The organism is Ensifer adhaerens, from assembly GCF_000697965.2.
Lineage (GTDB): Bacteria > Pseudomonadota > Alphaproteobacteria > Rhizobiales > Rhizobiaceae > Ensifer > Ensifer adhaerens.
Genome location: NZ_CP015881.1, coordinates 1,122,178 through 1,140,628 on the forward strand (window position 1 = coordinate 1,122,178; position 18,451 = coordinate 1,140,628).

The 18,451-nt window shown below is 61.5% G+C and carries 12 protein-coding genes and 1 pseudogene; 6 read left to right on the top strand and 7 right to left on the bottom strand.

The features are described 5' to 3' along the window. Positions 1-104 precede the first annotated feature (104 nt). Positions 105-884, top strand: a complete 780-nt coding sequence (locus FA04_RS24790) for an ABC transporter substrate-binding protein (RefSeq protein WP_034800254.1) — start codon at positions 105-107, stop codon at positions 882-884. A gap of 71 nt (positions 885-955) precedes the next feature. Here FA04_RS24790 and FA04_RS35955 read toward each other — a convergent pair whose 3' ends face one another. The 3 genes and pseudogenes from FA04_RS35955 to FA04_RS24800 form a co-directional block, all read right to left on the bottom strand. Next, positions 956-1,198 carry a hypothetical protein gene (locus FA04_RS35955; RefSeq protein WP_034800256.1) on the bottom strand — a complete coding sequence of 81 codons (243 nt, stop codon included), beginning with the start codon at positions 1,196-1,198 and terminating at the stop codon, positions 956-958. A gap of 77 nt (positions 1,199-1,275) precedes the next feature. Further along, positions 1,276-1,527, bottom strand: a pseudogene (locus FA04_RS36695) (GNAT family N-acetyltransferase); the annotation flags it as partial. A gap of 15 nt (positions 1,528-1,542) precedes the next feature. Further along, a complete protein-coding gene (locus FA04_RS24800; RefSeq protein ID WP_034800258.1) occupies positions 1,543-2,007 on the bottom strand; it encodes a GNAT family protein in 465 nt (154 codons plus the stop codon). A gap of 349 nt (positions 2,008-2,356) precedes the next feature. Between FA04_RS24800 and FA04_RS24805 the strand changes: the two genes are divergently transcribed. Beyond that, on the top strand, positions 2,357-3,106 hold the full coding sequence (locus FA04_RS24805; protein WP_034800261.1) for an SDR family oxidoreductase: 750 nt from the start codon (positions 2,357-2,359) through the stop codon (positions 3,104-3,106). 114 nt (positions 3,107-3,220) lie between these two features. Here the strand turns inward: FA04_RS24805 and FA04_RS24810 are convergent, their stop codons facing one another. Then, on the bottom strand, positions 3,221-4,084 hold the full coding sequence (locus FA04_RS24810; RefSeq protein ID WP_034800263.1) for a LysR substrate-binding domain-containing protein: 864 nt from the start codon (positions 4,082-4,084) through the stop codon (positions 3,221-3,223). Between the two features lie 109 nt (positions 4,085-4,193). Between FA04_RS24810 and FA04_RS24815 the strand changes: the two genes are divergently transcribed. Beyond that, the gene (locus FA04_RS24815) at positions 4,194-4,604 is read left to right on the top strand and encodes a tautomerase family protein (protein WP_034800266.1); all 411 of its coding nucleotides are present in this window, start codon (positions 4,194-4,196) and stop codon (positions 4,602-4,604) included. A gap of 2,241 nt (positions 4,605-6,845) precedes the next feature. Here FA04_RS24815 and FA04_RS24825 read toward each other — a convergent pair. After that, complete coding sequence (locus FA04_RS24825) at positions 6,846-7,775, bottom strand: FecR family protein (RefSeq protein ID WP_064817039.1); 930 nt, start codon at positions 7,773-7,775, stop codon at positions 6,846-6,848. 89 nt (positions 7,776-7,864) lie between these two features. Here FA04_RS24825 and FA04_RS24830 point away from each other — a divergent pair, with 89 nt between their 5' ends. Further along, the gene (locus FA04_RS24830) at positions 7,865-8,251 is read left to right on the top strand and encodes a type II toxin-antitoxin system HicB family antitoxin (RefSeq protein ID WP_051659410.1); all 387 of its coding nucleotides are present in this window, start codon (positions 7,865-7,867) and stop codon (positions 8,249-8,251) included. Positions 8,252-8,569: 318 nt separating this feature from the next. Beyond that, the gene (locus FA04_RS36415) at positions 8,570-8,692 is read left to right on the top strand and encodes a hypothetical protein (protein ID WP_255381107.1); all 123 of its coding nucleotides are present in this window, start codon (positions 8,570-8,572) and stop codon (positions 8,690-8,692) included. A gap of 514 nt (positions 8,693-9,206) precedes the next feature. On the opposite strand, the gene FA04_RS36790 is transcribed toward FA04_RS36415, so the two are convergent. After that, a complete protein-coding gene (locus tag FA04_RS36790; protein ID WP_472323158.1) occupies positions 9,207-11,141 on the bottom strand; it encodes a polysaccharide biosynthesis/export family protein in 1,935 nt (644 codons plus the stop codon). Between the two features lie 49 nt (positions 11,142-11,190). On the opposite strand from FA04_RS36790, the gene FA04_RS24845 reads away from it, so the two are divergent. Then, entirely contained in the window at positions 11,191-11,403 is a 213-nt protein-coding gene (locus FA04_RS24845; protein WP_034798257.1) for a hypothetical protein, read from the top strand. A gap of 454 nt (positions 11,404-11,857) precedes the next feature. Here FA04_RS24845 and FA04_RS24850 read toward each other — a convergent pair whose 3' ends face one another. Next, positions 11,858-18,055, bottom strand: a complete 6,198-nt coding sequence (locus FA04_RS24850; protein ID WP_051659412.1) for a putative Ig domain-containing protein — start codon at positions 18,053-18,055, stop codon at positions 11,858-11,860. Positions 18,056-18,451 lie beyond the last annotated feature (396 nt).

The following is an 18,451-nucleotide window of genomic DNA, read 5'->3' on the forward strand; positions in this document are numbered from 1 at the left end:
CCAAAACAATACCGATTATCGCGCCTATCTATTTCGCTTATAGACGAGCGCGACTTAGTCTTCCCCGGAAGCATCAAGAATGGTGCACAACAAGGGGAACGCGAATGAAGAAGCGGATTGCAGCAGCAGTGCTCGCCATCATGGCGGCAACGGCCGTTTCGGCCCAGGCCGCCGAAAAGATCAAGATCGGCACGGAGGGCGCCTATCCGCCCTTCAACTTCATCGATCCGGCCGGCAAGATCGGCGGCTTCGACGTCGACATCGGATTAGCACTTTGCGAGCGCATGAAGGTCGAATGCGAAGTCGTCGCCCAGGACTGGGACGGCATCATTCCGGGTCTGATTGCCAAGAAATACGACCTGATCATCGCGTCGATGTTCATCACCGAGGAACGCAAGAAGCAGGTCGCCTTCACCAATCCCTACTACCTCGCAGCCATGACGCATGCGGCCCCGAAGGGTGCAGGCTTTACCGAGTTCACCAATGAGGCGCTCAAGGGCAAGGTGATCGGCGCACAGTCAGGCACCACCCAGGCCGAATACATCACCGCCACATACCCCGACGCGGAGATCAAGCTCTATCCGACGCAGGATGAGGCGAACCTCGACATGGTCAACGGTCGCCTCGACCTTCAGGTGGGCGACATGCTGCCGCTGCTCGACTGGGTGACGAAAAACGCCGATGGAAAGGCGTGTTGCGAACTGATCGGCGAGCCGATCACCGACAAGAAATTCGTCGGCGAAGGTGTCGGCATTGCCGTGCGCCAGGAGGACAACGACCTGCGCGAACGGCTGAACAAGGCGCTGGACGAAATCCGCGCCGACGGCACTTACAAGAAGATTAACGACAAGTACTTCACCATCGACGTCTATACGATGAAGTGACGCGTGAAGACGGGCGGAACAACCCAATTTAAGATCCGGCCGCGTCCTACGGGCACGGCAGGATCTTATTTTTATTCCTCTTCTCTTATCGCGCGCTGCCTTGCCACGATCGCCTTGAATTCGGGATCGTCGACGAGCGATTGCACGGCCCAGTAGCCTTCGAGCCACTCGGCCTCGCCATCCCAACCGCCATCGACAAGCTGGCCGAGAGTGGCAAGCGCCCGGGTGCGGTCGCCGGCAAGCGTCCAGGCTCCGGTTGCGTGAAAGCGATACCAGTTGATGTGATCGCTTGCCCGCTCCAAGTGCAGCGCCATTCCCGCCAAGTGTCGAGATCGAGATCGCCGACGTTCTCTGCCGGTAGGTTACCGCTATAGGCAAGGTGCCGGTCGCTTTCGATGAGGCCAATGCTCCTGGCAATCGCGATCGATCCCTTGTTCGAGGCGTGCGTATGCCACTCGATATCGGGACGTCCGCGCTTGATGCACTCGGTAATCGTCGCAGCCGCTGCCGCTTTGCCAAGCCCAAGGCGCCGATAGGCAGGTTCGGTCCCGACGCAACGGGCACCGCTTACGCTGTCGGTTGCGCAATGGCTGACGACGGATCCGTCGTGAAGCACACAGAAGCCGATGGCGTTTTCCACGAAGAGTTCGGGAGAAGCTCAGCCTTCCATGAGATCGGTTACCGTCTCGATATTGCCGGATTCCAGATCCAGCAGGCGCTGGTCGATCGGCACGAGACGGAAGCCGTCAGGCAACATCGTCGCAGCAAGACCATGACTTGCTCCCGGCAAACCCATTCTGACGAGCGGATGCGGCCGGGCGAAGCCATTGGACCAGATATCGCCGAGACGATCGGACCAGCGGCCTTCGACGAAGAAATAGGCCCAGTCGGGGATCAGTTCCTTCAGGTCGGCAAAGCTATCGCCCGCCTCGTCGGGCAGGCCCGCGAGATAATAGGCATCGCCATTGGCGAGCAGCGCGACGCGCGGTTCGACGGGACGATCGACCCAGACTTCACCTTTTATGATGCCGTCGAGTACGGCAGCGATGGCTACGTGCGTGGAGGAAAAGTCCTTCAGAAGGAACTGAGCAGCCGGATAGGCCGCTTGTTCGAGTAGAAGCATGGAAATGCAATCCTGTTGCGGCGGGATATCCCATCCCTGCCGCCAGAAGAAAGAGTTGAGACGAGAGGGTCGTCCCGTTTCAGACCGGCTTCTGCCGAGCGGCGCACGGCGTTGGAGACTGTCATCTTGCACCCTCTCTCTTCCTGTGCGCCCGGATCGGGCGCCATTGCATTCGACGAACTAGACAGCCGGGCCGGGCGGAACAAGCGCTTTACGGTAACCGCTTCAGGACGGCCCTGCGGTCCGTGCCCTTGCGCCATTGGCGGCTGCAATGACAGGCGCTAAAGCTCTCCTGCCGGGATTTGGTGTAGCGTCAGCCCGGAATCGGCGGAATGCATCGGAGACCGACATGTTCGACCTCAGCGGAATGACGGCATTGGTAACGGGTGGCAGCCGTGGTCTCGGCTTTGAAATGGCAAAGGCGCTCGCACGGGCAGGAGCAGCCGTCGCGATCAACGGCCGCAGTTCCGCCGCACTCGAGACGGCCCGTACCCAGGCTGCCTCGGAAGGCACCGCACTCGACATCGTTCCCGGCGACGTTTCGACGAATGCGGAAAAGATCGTCGCTGACGCCGCCGGCAGGACCGGCCAACTCGACATCCTCATTCACGCCGTCGGCGAGCGCGACCGGCGCGGCACCGACGTCATGGATCCTGCCGCCTTTGCCACCCTCGTCAACACGGACCTGACGTCAGCCTATGCGATGGCGCGGGCAGCACTTCTCTATTTCCGGCGATCCTCGTGCGCCCGGCTGATCTTCGTCACCTCGATCGCCGCCTCCGTCGCGCGGCCCGGCGACCCCGCCTATACCGCGGCAAAGGGCGGCCTCGATGCCCTCACCCGTTCATTGGCGGTGGAACTTGGATCGGCGACGCTGACGGTCAACGCGATTGCGCCCGGCTGGTTTGCAACCGAGACCAATGCCGCACTCGCCTCCGATCCCGCACTGCAGGCCTTCGTCGACATCCGAATTCCCTTGAAACGCTGGGGCCGACCGGAGGAGATCGCACCGGCCGCCGTGTTCCTGGCCTCGCCTGCCGCCAGCTTCGTCAATGGCATAACCTTGACGGTGGACGGTGGCATGACCGCGCAGATGTGAGCGTCATCGTAGACCTTTTCCCGTGCAGCGGCTGCTTTCGGAATTCGCCTTGGCGCTGTTGGGAATGCCTGTAGATCGACGCGGCAGCGCCGCAGTCTTTCCGGTTGATCGTCTTCACCACCGCTCGGAACCGGCCGCCAAGCCTTCGGCAAGCAGTGTAGCGAGGCTCGACGCCGGCTTGTCGGCTTTGGCCTTCAATCGCAAACTGAATTCCGCATTCGGCAATGCCGGGAGCGAAAGTGCCTGGGGTGCGACCGCGATCCCCTCTCCGAGAAACCGCGCCGTGCGCGCGGTAACGGCAATCCCGCTTCGCACGGCTGCGCGCAGACCCGAAAGGCTGGGGCTTGTCGCCGCGATGCGGTAGCGACGACCCGTCTCATCGAGGGCTGCCGTCGCGGCCGCGCGAAAACCGCAGGGCGGATCCAGCACCGCGATCGGCAACTCGCTGTCAGCCGTGGGCGGAGCATCCGATGACGATAGCCACAGCATCGGTTCGCGCAGAATGGCAAGTTCGTCGGGCGTCGGCCCCTCCCGCATGACGATCAGTACTTCGATCAGCCCCTGATCGTAGGCCGAAGTCAGTTCGCGGGATCGGCCGACCCTCAAGTCCAACCGCACACGCGGGTGGGTGCGCCCGAAGCGGCGCAAGAGATCCGGCAGATTGCTGTCGGCAAAATCCTGGGTGCAGCCGAGCGCCAGACGGCCGTCGGTGCTGGCACCCTTGAGGCTCAGCCATGCATCCCGGTGAACTTCGAGAATCCGGCGTGCATGAACGACCAATTCCTCCCCGGCCGGCGTGAGAATTCGCCCCCGGCCTGAGGGCGCGAGAAGTGGCTCGCCGATCATCGTTTCCAGGCGCTGCATCTGGGCGGTAACAGCCGAAGGCGTCCGCCCAACGGCCGCAGCCGCATTCGTAAGAGAGCCACTCTCGGCGAAAGCAAGAAAGGTACGAAGCAGATCGGGATCGAAGGCTTGCATTACTTCAATTTAGTCGAAGTTATGATATTAAACAATTCGATTTTTCCGAAGATAGGGACGTGGCAGATTGGGCTCACACACGAAACAGGAAGCCGAAAGGAACCACCCAATGCCCATCATCAACGTCACCGTCAGCGGCAAGCCGGACACCGCACTCTCGTCACGGATCGCCGCTTCGGTCAGCGAATTGACGGCAGCGCACCTGCGCAAGGATCCGACGATCACGGCAATCGTCGTCACCTATGCGGATCCGGAACACTGGTTCGCTGGCGGAAAGTCGCTTGCCGAACAGGATGCAAACAGCTTCTGGCTCGACATCAAGGTCGTCGACGGCACCAACACCAAGCAGGAAATGGCTGCTTATCTCGAAGCCATCTTCGGGCGCTTTGAACAATTGCTCGGACGGGTACACCACGAGAGCTACGTTCTCGTCCACGAAGTTGCGGCTGCCGCCTATGGTTATGGCGGCAAGACGCAGGAATTCCGCTACATCAGCGGTAGGCTGAAATCCGGCGATTGAAACTCTTTGTCACCACAAGGACAAAGCTCATGATAGCAAGCGCATCTCCCACGCAGTAATCGAAGAAACGGGCAGCGCGTGTGGCAAGTATCCCTGTCGATTGCCAAGTGAAAACGACGCAGCTCACCTCCGATGCCTCTTATAGTTGCAAAAGCCGTGGCCAGGCAGCCAAACGCCCGAGGGCTCGCCCTCGACCGCTGGCGGCACCTTGACTTCAGGCCTTGCCGCCTCGCCGGGAGATGAGCGCGACGAGCGCCTCACGCATATCCGGTCAAGTCTTCGGAACCACGTCACATCGAGCTCGATCCACTTGGAACTGCAGGACGTTATCGGCGCGCTTGCCTAGAAGGACGAGCGAGATCCGAGCCAACTGATCGAAGCGATCGGCAGGCGGTTCCTTCCGCCGTTGATCGTGAAGGTCTCTGCATCGCCCTCGGCGGCCCACCGGTTGAAACCCGAGCGGTCCGACAGAAAGACTCGTCGGCGCCGATGCCAACGCGAAGCACCAGCCAGACGGCATTGATCGCCTGTATGGCGGAGACGACAGGGCCACCGGCCGCAGCGCCAGCGGCCAAAGAAACACGGCTGGATATCAAGCTATCCCCTCGACCTGCTTCGCCAAAAACTTCAGGTCGGCGTTCTTCCGGCAGAAGAGGAAGCCTTGCGAGGCCCACGGGTCCGATGATGATGATGATCAGCAGGTTCTGCCAAGGGATGCCTCCGATCGCCGTCAGGATCAAAGCGCCGCCGCCGCTGATGACCGGGACGCTAACCTCTTTCGACTTCCACCACGGTGCATCGAGACTGAGAGGCATCACAAAAACGGGAATCTCCTCGGCAACCGGTACCACCTTGACCTCTGGCCCTGCAGCCACGCAGGCGTGAGCGCGACGAGAGCTTTGTGAATGTTGGATCGCGTCTTCGGGCCGACGTCACCGTCGACGTCGGGTCGTTGGTCAGCCTGGCACTGTCGGATGCTGTCGGCGCGATAGCCGCGAGAACGAGCGAGATCCGCGCCCGGCGGTCGCAGCGGTCAGCCGGGCCGTTTTAGCCGCCATTGATCTCCTTCGTGATGGTCTCGCCGTCGCCCTCATCGGCCCACCGGTTCAGCCCGCGGGTGTCCCAATAGAACAAGGGACAAGGCCTTCCCAAAGGTCAGCGTTGACCGCATCCAAATCTGTGACGAAGGCGGCGCGACACCAAACCGCGGAACTGGCGATCGTTGTCCTTGCCCGTCAACTGCGTGCCGGTTCGTCCACGGTAGAGGTAGTCGTCGCCGTCCTTCTCCTCGTGTTGCCAAATTCGGTTCGCGTATCGTAGCACTGCTGCGCCGGGGCCCGGCCCCAGATCTCGCAATCGTACCTGAAGTCGCCGCTTTCGTGCATCAATCTGCGCACAGGCGGTGCCCGAGTTGGCCTGTTCATCTCCGGTTTTGGTTGTCGTGATACAATCCACGAGTCAGATGCATCCAAGAGGAGTGAATCATGAGCCGAAATACCGTCCTCGGAATTATTCTCGCCGTGGTGGTGATCACCCTGGTCGTTGTTCTAATGCCAAAGAAGGAAGCGCCTACGGAAACTGCAACGCCGCCAGCAACGACGACTGAGCCGACGACATCTCAACCGTCGACGGCCACGCCATCGACAACTGAGCCGGCGACTACCCAGCCTTCAACAACGACCCCGTCGACGACAGCACCGGCAACCGCTGAGCCGTCAACGACCCAACCTTCGACGACCACTCCGTCCACTACGGAGCCGTCGACAACGGCACCGTCAACTACTCAGCCGTCCACGACGCAACCTTCAACTACGACGCCTGCTCAATAAGGCCTGGTGGCGACCACCCTACGCCTAGACAGCGGTCATTGGGTGGTCGCGCTTGCCCAGCCGGCCTCCATCTGTGGTCGAGTAATCATTCTAACCGCAACCAACAAACCTGTCGGAGAGGACGAAAAACTCCGAACGTCGCAATGACGAACCGCTGGAACGCCGAGAAGGCCCATCGTTGCTGCGGCACGATCCCCGTCGACAATGTGGCAAGCACAAAAATGTTCGCCTTGAAGAATAAGGCGCGTCGCAGTTCGGGATACGGTACATCCGTCAGCCGAGGCACGCAGTCGGGTTCAAGCCACAGATAAGCATGGAGGCTGTTCGGCCTGACACCACGCCTTTGTTTTTCAGAATGCCGGCCAAGACCGATATGGCTGCCAAGATGCCTAAAAGCATCCAGACAATGCTCTCAATCGTGGCTTTCGCGCTGTTGCGTTCCCTTATCTCGGCTCGGCTTGTCGCCGCCATCGCCGTTTCGCGGTCCTGGGTCACGGGGGGTTTCAGGCCGAGGTCCGGGATCGCTGGGCTTCTCTGGCCGTGGGCCCGGATCGCCAGGCTTTTCTTCCCTTGGTGGCTTTTCCTCACGCGGTTTTTCCTCGCGAGGCTTTTCCTGGACGGCGGGGGCCGATCGCACAGGGTTGGAGCGGTCGGTGTCATCGAACTTGGCCGCCCTTAATCCGCAGCCGCCCCCGGCCCAACCCAGCGCACCAGATAATCTCTGACCTCCGGAGAGGAACGGCAGCGCCTGGGCATTGCCCAGGGATTTCAACGTCGTGCGGCTGACCCGTTTCGGTTCGGTGGCTCGGCGGCCGGGCTTGGCGACGACGCAATCGCAGCGCTGCGTCAGCTGCCGGCAGCCGCCTGGACCGCAGAAATCCGCCGCGCCGCTGAGCAGCACCACGGCGGTGGTGCCATCCGGGCCGACAAAGAAGTCGAAGGCGGTGCCGCGCACCCCGATGGTGCCGGCCGGCGTGACGATTTCATAGGCGGAATGGCCGGATTTGCCGCTGATCCAGCGGAACGTGCCCTTGGCGGCCATGATGGTCAGCTTCTTCACCGACTTCTTGTCGTCATAGACGAACTTGTCGATGACGACGGAAGACCCCCAGCCGACGGCAAGCTTGGTGCCGTCCTCGAAGACGAACTGCCCGAGCCCGGACTTCGATGTCGATATCCGTTCGTTCTTGTAGACAGGGTCTCTGACCGCAATCGCACCCCGCGCACCGTTGACCGCTGTCCGGATCTCCACTGCCTTGCCGACTGGTTCGGCGGCAAAAAGGGACATCGGACCAAGGACCACGGCACAAAGCCCAAGCGCGGCACCACGCAAGCAGAACATGGTACGCCTCCAACGCGTTATTGTTATCATATTTCAAAGATTTACGTCTTCTAGCGAAATTGAGGTAAGAGACACCATCGCGTAACCCTATGGGGTGTAGCCGACGATCACTCGCAGCAGACGTAACCAACCCCGACAGCGAATTCGGTGCGTCCTTTTCTGACTTTCTAGGTGCTGTAACAGCAGGCACCAGCTTGGAAAATGCGCGCGCCATGGCTGAGGAAGCCTTGGCGCTGCATATCAACGGCCTAGTCGCTGATGAGGAGGCTACTCCCGAACCTTCATCTTTAGATGCCGTGATGGCCGATCCCGGAAATATAGAGGGAGTTGCGATACTAGTTGTGCATAAGGCTGAGGCGAAAAAAATTGGTCCGCGTAAAGGGCATATCGACCCCTTCGCTGAGGCTCACGGACTGACCCGATCTTGGTTCCCGGCAAAAGCCGCCAAACGAGAAATGGAACTGGCGGCGGCGTGAGGTCATAAAACTCGAGGCGCCCCTCGCGTTCTTCTTTGCCAACCTCAAGCCATATCGACCCAATTCGGGTAGAGCCATATCTGCCAAGCGGCTTTGAGGCCACGCGAAAGAATTCCCAAACCATGTGATGATCCTTTTTGTTTAGAATAGAAGACCCCGCTCAATTGCGGGCCAAGATCAATGCAGCGTGAGGCGAGAGGCATCGCTCTGCGACGAGCGGCAGGGCCGTGGCATTTGGCCACAGCCTCTCGAAACCCCCGATGTGATCGCGTATCTCAAACGCCCTGGCCACAACCGCCAGCGAGCGTGAGATTTTTCATGAAGCAGCGCGATACACGGAAATACGACCAGCAACTTGGATTGATCGTTTTGGCAGCCTTCCTGGCCGTCCTCCTCATTCAGGGCGCCATGCTGTTCCTATCGATTTGGCTTGGTGCGTAGCAGCAGCGCGTGCATCCCGCTCAAATTTACCTCTTCGCTAGGAAAAACGAGCCACTACCCCGGCATGGCATGATGCCGGCTAGGGGAACGTGATGGGCTACGTCTGGAGTGGCGGGCGCGGGCGCCGCATGGAGATTGCGCGATATGGAACGCCCCTCGTGCTGGTGATCAATCGAGGTGAATCACGGGTCCCCACGAAATAGCAAGAGAGGCATGGAGCCTTGCAACTCGTCACCTCGCGCGGGGGGAACGCCATCCGACCATGATGATTGGCCAGGCTATTTCCCTGGACCGCCAACGCTGTTCGAAAGTCGAATTTTGTTGCGAAAGCAGCGAAGTAGTTAGTGCGATCCGGGCGCGTAAGAGGAGAAAAGGCCCCGGATTCCCACAAGGTAATCCGCGGCCTTCTGCCCGAGCATTCAATTTCTGCAGACGTCTAAAATCAGCGCCATTCCCTCGCAGAACGCAACCAAATCGATTGCAATTGCGCGCCAGACGAGGGCCGCTTGGACTGTTAGTTGCCGAGATCCGCGGCACGGTGCATGGCGATTGCGCCGGTATTCGCCACTCGCAGCGGCTGACCGACGATACCAAAGAACTTTGAGATGTCCGTCGTCAAGTGGCGCGACACATAGATGATGTCGCGGTTGTTGACCGGGAACGTTTGTCCGACCAACAGGCTGTCTGGACGGCTCATGTCTAAGCGGTAGACAAGCGGCACTCTCCCATGGCTGTCGGGCCGCATTCCCTTCTTAAGCATCGCTTCATATCGAGATCTACCGAGCAAGGATGCTGCTATCTCTGCTTCTTCATATCTGAATACGAAGACCCCTTCGGCGTCTGTCGCGAGATCGTTACCGCCCCTGCTCATGCCGAGCGCCTCAATGAGACTGAGATCTCGAGAGCCAAAGGCCTGCCGCTTGTTGGATTTAACAGCGCCCAGAACCGTAAACTGCCGAGGGTCGCGAACCAGGGTTATCTCGTCACCGGATTGAACCCAGATGTTTTCTGTAGGATTGTCGATGAGCGCGCTCATCAAGACGGTGCCAGATTTGTTCCCTCGGGTTACAGTGACAAATGTGTCATAGGTCTCACCGCGTACACCTCCCGCTTTCGTGATTACGTCAGTGAGCTTCTCGCCTGCCAGGCTGAGCGGAACGACAGAAGCAGCGTTGACCGCGCCGGTGACCGTGACGTTGCGCGATGCGGTGTCCAGCGAAGTGACAATGACGTCAGGCTCGACGGCCTTGCCTTTGAGCGCCTCAACGATCGCTCGTCTCGCTTGTTCAAGGGTCAGTCCCGCAAACCTGACCTCGCCGACGTAGGGGATTGCGGCTTTCCCATCCGGTTGAACGACCACAGATATCTTAGCGGCTTTCGACTTAGAGGTTGAGAACAGGCCATCGGCCCCAGCTTCAAATATCGAGACCACGAGGCGGTCGCCTATCCCGACAGTCGCGCTTTCCGGCCTTCCACCCATACCTAGGCGCTTTGAGAGCGTCGTCTTTGAATAGGCTGAAATTAGGCTGGCCGATCGATTATCGACGTCAACGACCTCATAGACCGTCGCGTCATTGCGGTGGAGCTCTTCAGGTGACTTGCCGGCGTCTGAAAGGATAGCATCAGTTAGCGGCCCCGCTCCAGGAACCACGTCCTGACAGGATGTAAGTGCTGAAACGAGAAACAGGGCAACAAGAATGCACTTCAAGCTAACTTTCCCTTTAGAAGGCGGGGCTTCCCGGTTGAGCGTTCGACTTCGCAGACGCGGCATTGATGCGCCAAAGACCGACGCGGTTTCAAGCATTTTCATTACTGATCTGGCAAATTGAGTGCACGCGGGCGCCGCATGATGACCGCGCGATATGGAACGGCCGTCGCGCTGGCGCCGTTCAGTGCTCGGTTGTTCTAGCTTCCAAGCGATCGAGGCGGCGGCGAACGCACGCCACCTGACGACGCTTCGGTAACGACCTACCGCCGGAACCCTCTGCTCTCCGCCGATCATCGCCTGCAAAGGCCGGGCGCTGAGAAGTGTCTCCCGGTCCATGCCGACTTTGCTGCCATACTTGTCCAGCTGTCGCCAACCTCCTGAGCGGTGACGACGCATCGGGTCTTCCTGGTTCATCCAGTGTTGAAGAAAAATTGAAGTGCAAGGGCCCTTTCGCCGTGCTCTAACCATTGCGATCGCCAATCGCCCGGAAAAACTGAGGACCTGCCGGTGGATTTCGAACGGATCGGACGCGCCCGCCTGATGATGCGGCTCCCTCATCATCGAAAGAAGCTCGCGGAGAGTGAATTCCTCGCCCTTACCAGCCTGATCGAAAACTACGGCGCGGCAGTGATTGAGAATAAAGAACACGATTGCCAGGCAATTGAAGAAAAGGTCGATCGACTTCTCGCGTCGCTTTTCTCCTGACTTTGCTTTGGGTATGCCGCTTTCCCGGTCGGGCAAAATACTTTATTTTAGTTTTATCTTATATTTTGATTGCAGGAGGGCATCCATGGGGCTTGGCGGGACAACGATCAGAGCCGAATTTCTGGGCAACTATTCTGTCGCTTCCCTCGATCCCCTTTTGGGGGTCTTCGAGCTATCAACTTCGACGGATACGACGATCGAGGTGCTGCTGGACCGGTACAACGCGGAGGCATTGCTGTCGGCCCTCGCGCAGCTCCTGGCGCAGGGAGAGGCATCGGAGTTTGATGATGGGATGTGAAGGGTTTGCTCGACAATGTGCGCTACTATCCAGACGAGGCGTGACGCCGGCTGGAGGATGGTGATGGGCTATGATTGGAATGGCGCTCGCGGGCGCCGAATGAAGATCGCGCGGTTTGGAACGGCCGTCGCGCTCGCGGCCCTACTGTTTTCGGTCGTGGCCCAAGTGGTGGGGCGAACGATATAGGGAAAAGTAGATTGATGCTCTGGGCGGTTGGGATGATCGCAGGGCGCGATTGCGGAGTTGCTACCGCGAAGACGGAGTCCTAAAGACAACGCAAGATGGCTGCCCGCGACGGAAAACGGCAAACCGGTGTCGCAGAGCCAATGGTCGCCGGTGAGCCGCCGGTCGATCGAAGCCCCGTCAACGGAACGGAAGTATCGGTCCAGCGCCGTCTCATCTATCGGTATCGCGTCAATCGCAACGCGACACCTCCCTATAGACCTCGCGGGCGTCAGAACCGGACGCGCGCACCGACTTTCGCACCAGCCGCCTGCGAACCGTCGCCCTCGATGTTGAAGAGCAGCGAGAAGTCGAGGCCCCAGTTGTCGTTGTTGCTGAGCGCGAGCCCGGCCGAGACCCGGCCAAACAGGCCTTCGCCATCGAGCGACGCAAAGCCGACATCGGCGCCGACCGTCGGCGACAGGATCAGGCCGTTTTCCAGTTCCAGCGTCCGCTCGACATCAAGACCGATGCTGAAGCGGGCTTGCTCCTCGATGAACCCCTTGAGGTCGATCGTCTCTCCGAGCGCGTTCCTGGCGGTGTAATCGTCGACCTCTTCGTTGAAGTAGACGGCCCTGAGCTTCGGGGTGAGCACCGTGATCTCGTCGAGCTGCCACTCGCCGGTCAGCTTGACGTCCGCCATCCAGCGGGTCGTGTCAAAGGTGCCGGTGAAGATACCGGTATCGATGTCGTTCGAGGAGCCGCCATAGAGCAGGTTGGCATCGAGGAACACACCTTGTCCGATTTCGAACGACGCATAGGGACCGGCAAGCCAGCCATTGCCGGTCAGTTCGGCGTCCTCGTCGGTCGGGTCGCTCGTGTAGTCGTAGTGGAACGACAGGCCGACCAGCGCCCGCTCGCTGATCAGGTAATCGGCGCCGATCGAAAACAGGGCGAAGTTGCCCCACTTGTCACTATCGTCGTCCTTGTCCTTGTGGAACAGAAAGCTGCCATCCATCCAGACGTCGAAGGGCTGGTCGGTCTTCACGAAGGTTTGGCCGGCAGCCGCCGCGTCGGCTGCGTCGCGCGCCGCCTGGATCTGCGTGAGGCTGGTGGAAAACCCAAGGCGCGCGCCATTCTCCGATGGTGTGACCGCCGTCGTCACCGGATCGGTGCTCATCGCCGCCCGTCGCCGCTCGATCAGCCCCGGAACCTTGACCGTCGACGACAGCAGGCTCTGCCGGTTGCGCACGAAATCGCGCACCAGGCCGTCGATCTCTTCCCCGGCTGCGACACGGTCCAGTGCGATCTTGTAAGTGACAGTTCCAGCACCCGACGTACCGAGTGCGCTTCTCAAGGTGTAGCTAACCACCGCCGAACCGGAATAGGACGGATTGGGCGTGAACTTTAGATAATAGCCGACCGGCGTAAAGCTGCCGGCGGCTGCAAGCTCGCCCTCGATGATCTCGGCTGTGCCAGCGATCGGCGGCGAGACCGAGGCGACGGCGGCACTGGTGAACGGACCGCCGGTGGCACCGGCGTTGAGATAGATGTTGTTCGGTGTCGTGCCCGCGGGCACGTCGACGACGATGCTGGGCGCCGTCACCGCACGCGGGTTGAGTTTGAGCGTATAGGCCGCCGAACCGCTGGCGCCACGGCTGTCGACGACGCCAATGGTGAAGCGATAGGTGTCGGGCACCGCATCCGCGGCCAGCGGCCCGGTCAGTTCGCCGGTCGAGACATTGAGCACCATGCCCTTTGGCAAAGTGCCGCTCTTGACGCTGTAAATCAGGGCGCCGGTGCCGCCGCTTGCGGAAATCGGCGCGGAATAGGCCTCACCGACCATGGCATCCGGAAGGCTGCCGGCCGCCGGGCTGAAGACGATGTTGGCCGAGACGACGGCAATGCGATAGCTCGCCTGCCCCGTCGCCCCGTTGGCGTCCGTCGCCGTCACCGTGAAGGCGAAGTCGCTGTCGGCGCCCGGTCGCCCGGAGATCGCGCCGCTGACTGGATCGAGCGTCAGCCCGCCCGGCAATGCCCCGGATGTAACCTGATACAGATAGGGTGCCGTGCCGGCGCTGGCCGTCAGGCTCTGGCTATAGGAAACCCCGGCGACGGCGGCCGCAAGCGTGCCACCGGTCGGAGAAAGGACGAGCACCGGCGGCGAGACCGTCACCGTGACGGTTGCCGGCGTGGATGTGCCAGTCGCATTCGTCGCCGTGTAGGTGAAGCTGTCGGCGCCGGAATAGCCGGGTTGGGGTGTATAGAGGATCTGCAAGCCGGACACCGACGCATTGCCGCGCGACGGCGGGCTTGCGATCGCGAGCGATGCGGCTGCACCGCCCGAAATGCTGGGCGAGATGACGTTTGCCGCCGAGTTTGCGGCAACCGTAAGCGCAACCGCACCGGCCGACGGCGCCTCAACCGCCACTGCCAAGCTATAGGTGACAGAGCCGGTCGCGCTGTTCGCGTCGGTCGCCTCGATCGTGAAGTTGAAGTTGCCGTCCACCGTCGGTGTGCCCGACAGGCGGCCGTTGGCCGCGAGCGTCAGGCCAGGCGGCTGCGAACCGGTGATCGCGTAGCTGTAAGGCCCGGTTCCACTGGTCGCCGAAATCGTCTGATCGTAGGGCTGGGCAACTGTCGCCCCGGGAAGCGGTCCCGGAAGGGGCGTAAAGGCGAAGATCGGTGGAGACACCGTCACCGTGACCGTCGCCGGCGCCGATGTCCCGGTCGCGTTCGTTGCGGTGTAGCTGAAGGTGTCAGTACCGGAGAAACCCGCGGCGGGCGTATAGTTGAACGACGTTCCAGCCACCGTGGCAGTGCCGTGTGATGGCGCGGTAGTGACGGTTACGGAAGCCGCAGCGCCACCGGAAAGATTGGGCGCAATGACATTCGCCGTCGAGTTGGCGGCAACCGTCTTCGTCGTTGCTCCGGCAATCGGCGCTTGCACCCGAACAATCAGGCTGTAGCTGCCGCTGGTCCCGGTCGCACCATAGGCATCGGTGGCCGCGATCGTGAAGGCGAAGGTACCGTCCTCGTTCGGCGTGCCCGAAAGAACGCCCGACGACGCGAGCGAAAGCCCGCCCGGCAAGGCGCCACTCGCGATCGCGAAGCTATAGGGCGATGTGCCATCCGTGGCCGTGAAGCTCACGCTATAGGCGGTCGCCACGGTTGCAACCGGCAATGAGCCCGCAGCCGGTGAAAAGGCAAAGATCGGCGCCGAGACCGCGAACGACTGGCTGACACTGGGTGCCGCCAGATAGGCGCCGTCGCCGGCCTGTGAGACCTCGATGGTGCAGGTGCCGCCGTTGCGGAAGGTTGCTGCACCGCTTGAAGTGACGACGCAGACGCTGGGCGTCATGGATTGCCAGGCCACAGGGAGCCCGGAACTGGCGCTCGCGATCAGGTTCACCGGCGTCGTATAGTTCTGAGGTCCGGGATTGGAAAAGATGATCGTTTGCGGCCCCTTCGGGGTGACAGAATTGGAGGCGCCGGACGCGAGCCCCGTACCAGTGCTGTTGGCAGCCGTCACCGTGAACGTGTAGCCGGTGCCATTCGTCAGGCCGGCCACCGTGAGCGGACTCGCGGGGCCCGTCTCGGTCAGGCCGCCGGGGCTGGCTGTAACGGTGTAGCCGGTGATCGGCGCACCACCAGTATTGGCCGGCGCGGCAAAGGAGACCTCGGCCGAGGCGTTGCCGGCCGTGGCTACAACGCCGGTCGGCGCGCCCGGCGCAATCGCGTTGACCACGAACGATCGGCTAACCTGCGTTGCCGGCAGATAGGTGCCGTCGCCGGGCTGGTCGGCGTTGATGGTACAGGTGCCGATCGATACGAAGGACAGAAGTCCAGCGGGACTGATCGTGCAGACCGCCGTCGTCGACGATGTGAAGCTCACCGTCAGGCCGGAGTCCGCACTCGCCGTCAGGGTCGGCGTGGTGCCGAAGCTCTGGGCACCCGGGTTGGCAAAGGTGATCGTCTGGATCGTGCGCGGCGTCACCGCGTTGGAGGCGGTCGACGCAGGGCCAGGACCGGCGTTGTTTTCAGCGACCACCGTGAACGTATAGCTCGTGCCGTTCGTCAGCCCCGTGATGACCACCGGACTGGAGGTGCCGTCTCCCGTCAAACCGTCCGGGCTTGAGGTGACGACGTAGCGCGAGATCAGCGCCCCGCCGTTGCTTGAGGGCGCAACAAAGGCAACCATCGCCTGGCTGTCGCCAGCCGTCGCAACAACTCCCGTCGGCGCGGCCGGAGCAACCGCATTCACTATGAAGCTCTGGCTTACCCGTGGCGCAGCCTCAGTGGCGGCGTCACCGGCTTGGTCTGCGTGAATGGTGCATGTCCCCATCGATTGGAACGCCAATTCACCGCCAGGATCGATTGTGCACACACCTGCCGTCGCGGAGGTGAAGCTGACGGGCAAGCTGGAACTCGCCGTTGCCGTCAAGGTAGGCGTCGTACCAAAAGATTGGGAACCGGGGTTGGCAAACGTGATCGTCTGCGGCGCTTTCGGCGTCACGGCGTTGGAAGCACCGGAAGCGACACCCGTCCCGGCAACGTTGGTTGCTGCGACCGTAAACGTATACCTCATGCCGTTGGTCAAGCCAGTGACGTCGATCGGGCTTGACGGTCCCGTCGCGGTAACGCCTCCCGGGCTCGCTGTAACTATGTAGCCTGTAATCGAGCTGCCGCCGTTAAAGGCAGGCGCGGAGAAACTCACACGTGCGCTAGCATCATTGGCCGTAGCCGCAGCCCCAGTCGGAGCATCAGGAGCGATTGCTGTAACATTGATGCTGTAACTTTCGCTGGCCGTCCGGCTATGCATGTCGGTGGCCGTGATGGTGAAGCTGAAGGCTCCCCCAACCGTTGGCGTCCCGCTGATTGCGCCGCTTGCAGACGCAAGGCCGAGACCGGGCGGAAGTGTGCCGGGGACGACGGAGTAGCTGACCGTTCCCAACCCGTTTACGGCGGCAATCGACGTGTCGGAATAGGCCGTCCCTGCAGTCGCGGCCGTCAACGCGCCGCCTGCGGGCGTGAGCGTCATCGGTGGCGCGGAAATCGCGATGCTGTAGGCGGCTGACGCCGAACCGGCGGTCGAGCCTGTCGCTGTGATCGTGAAATTTTTGGTGCCGTATCCGGCCGCCGTCGGCGTACCGACAATCGCCCCAGCCGAACTCAGACTGAGGCCGTCTGGAAGCGCGCCCGCCGTCACCGTATAGGTGAACGTCCCCAATCCGCCGCTAGCAGAGATCGACGCACCCGGGTAGACGACGTTCACGTCGCCCCCGGCAAGGGCCCCACCCGCCGGCGTCAGCACCACCGGTGGGGCCGCGATGGTGATCGAATAGGCCTTGGAATCGGTCCCGACGGTCGCAGCCGTGGCCGTCACCGTGAAAGGCGTGGAACCATAGGCGCTAGGAAGCGGCGTGCCGGTGATCGCGCCCGTCGAGGGATTGATGGTGAGACCCGGCGGCAAGGCGCCCGCCGACACCGAATAGGTGATCGCGCCGACCCCGCCCGTCGCGGAAATCGACGTGTTCGAATACGCAACGCCCACCGTTCCACCTGACAAGGCGGTGTTGTTTGCCGGCGTAAGCACCACGGGCGGCGCACTGACGGCAATGGAGTAGTTCGCGATGGCCGAGCCGGAGGTCGCGGCCGTCGCCGTGACGGTAAAGTTCGCAGTCCCGATCGCCGCAGCGGTCGGCGTCCCGGTAATTGCACCCGTCGTCGTGTTCAAGGCGAGACCTGCTGGAAGCGAACCTGCGGTCACCGCGTAACTGATTGCCCCTGCCCCCCCGCTTGCCGAGATCCCTTGCGAATAGGCGCTGCCAACCGTTGCGGCAGGAAGCGCGCCGCTCGCCGGGCTGATCGTCACCGGTGGAAAGGAGTTGACGATGACTGTTACATCCTGCGCCAGGAAATGGACGCCACCGGTCGAGATCGTCGTGCTGTCCTGGACTTTCAGCTTGAAGGTGAAACTTCCTGCCGCTGTCGGCGTGCCGGACAAAAGGCCGCTTGACGAAAGGTTCAAGCCGCTCGGCAGCGTGCCGGTGTCGCGTGTGTAGGTATATCCCGGCGTGCCACCGTTCGCTGTAAACTGGACGCTATATGGTACGCCAACCCCACCATCTGGCGGATTGTCCGGCGTCACGTCGATCACGGGCGCCGCGATTGTCACACCATAGCTCTTGTCGAAGGTGATCGGTGTCGGCGCGGTCGAATCCGTTACACGCACTGTGAAATTGTACGGGCCCGAACCGGTCGGCGTTCCGGAAAGCACACCGGCCGAAGAGAGCGTCAGCCCCGGAGGCAACGTGCCGCCGACACGGGCGTAGGTGTAAGGTGACACCCCGCCCGTCGTGGCGATCGTCTGACTGTAGGCGCTGCTGATGGCGGGTGCAGGCAGGGAAACGGGGGTAACCGTCAAGGGAGAACTCACCGGCACAACGGTCACGTTGAACGTAACCGGCGTGGCGTCGTCGTCTTTCACGATGAACGTGTCGGACGTCGTTCCGTCACCGTTGTTGGCATAGACTAACTGGTTGGTGAGCGGAATGTTAAACGACAGGCTACCATGGGCAGGGTTTTGGATCGCAGGCTGAATGAACCCCCAATCAGAACAGGTGATAGTTACACTTCCGCCGGACTGCACCGTCACGTTCTGGGTTGTTCCGCAAAGACCAGCCTGCGCCGAAGACACAGGTGCCATCGCCGCCAGGGAAAGGACCGTGAGGAAACAAAAGAGTAGCGCAAAGTGACCGCGCCCAGCGCCTGCCCGACCAAAGATCTGGTGAAACATGTCCTGCCCCTGTACGCACTGCGCGTTTCGTGGACGCGAGCCCATCGCCACGCTCAGCCCCTTCCAAAGCCACGCACTGCTTGACAC

What these genes read in the sequence shown, in the direction of transcription:
- FA04_RS24790 (WP_034800254.1), top strand. Translation starts at nt 105, where the DNA reads ATGAAGAAGCGGATTGCAGCAGCAGTGCTCGCCATCATGGCGGCAACG.
- FA04_RS35955 (WP_034800256.1), bottom strand. Translation starts at nt 1,198, where the DNA reads ATGGCGCTGCACTTGGAGCGGGCAAGCGATCACATCAACTGGTATCGC.
- FA04_RS24800 (WP_034800258.1), bottom strand. Translation starts at nt 2,007, where the DNA reads ATGCTTCTACTCGAACAAGCGGCCTATCCGGCTGCTCAGTTCCTTCTG.
- FA04_RS24805 (WP_034800261.1), top strand. Translation starts at nt 2,357, where the DNA reads ATGTTCGACCTCAGCGGAATGACGGCATTGGTAACGGGTGGCAGCCGT.
- FA04_RS24810 (WP_034800263.1), bottom strand. Translation starts at nt 4,084, where the DNA reads ATGCAAGCCTTCGATCCCGATCTGCTTCGTACCTTTCTTGCTTTCGCC.
- FA04_RS24815 (WP_034800266.1), top strand. Translation starts at nt 4,194, where the DNA reads ATGCCCATCATCAACGTCACCGTCAGCGGCAAGCCGGACACCGCACTC.
- FA04_RS24825 (WP_064817039.1), bottom strand. Translation starts at nt 7,775, where the DNA reads ATGTTCTGCTTGCGTGGTGCCGCGCTTGGGCTTTGTGCCGTGGTCCTT.
- FA04_RS24830 (WP_051659410.1), top strand. Translation starts at nt 7,865, where the DNA reads ATGGGGTGTAGCCGACGATCACTCGCAGCAGACGTAACCAACCCCGAC.
- FA04_RS36415 (WP_255381107.1), top strand. Translation starts at nt 8,570, where the DNA reads ATGAAGCAGCGCGATACACGGAAATACGACCAGCAACTTGGATTGATC.
- FA04_RS24845 (WP_034798257.1), top strand. Translation starts at nt 11,191, where the DNA reads ATGGGGCTTGGCGGGACAACGATCAGAGCCGAATTTCTGGGCAACTAT.